Raw genomic sequence first — 337 nt, 5'->3', positions numbered from 1 at the left:
GCGGTGAGGCAAGACGGCAGGGCGTTGCAACATGTGCCCGAGAGCCACCGGACGCCAGAGATGTGCCTCGAGGCGGTGAGGAAACGCGGGTATGTGTTGGGACATGTTCCGGCCCCCCTCCGGACAGCGGAGATGTGCCTCGAGGCGGTGAGGAAAAGCGGCATGGCGTTAGCATTTGTGCCGGTCCCCATCCGGACGAAGGAGATGTGTCTTGATGCGGTGAGGCATGACACTTTTGCGTTGCGATATGTGCCGAAAGCCCTCCGTACACCCGAGATGCACCTCGAGGCGGTCAGGCAAGACGGGATGGCGTTGCAATATGTTCCGGAAGCCCTTC

The 337-nt window shown here is 61.4% G+C and carries 1 protein-coding gene; it reads left to right on the top strand.

Annotated elements, in window-relative coordinates:
* Window positions 1-3: 3 nt before the first annotated feature.
* Window positions 4-337 (top strand): DUF4116 domain-containing protein (locus tag E1297_RS51060; protein WP_368669415.1); only part of this gene is annotated, 334 nt, incomplete at its 3' end.

The sequence above is a fragment of the Roseibium sp. RKSG952 genome, from assembly GCF_009711355.1.
Note: the sequence above shows the minus strand (reverse complement) of the source record. Positions and strands in the feature narration are given on the sequence as shown.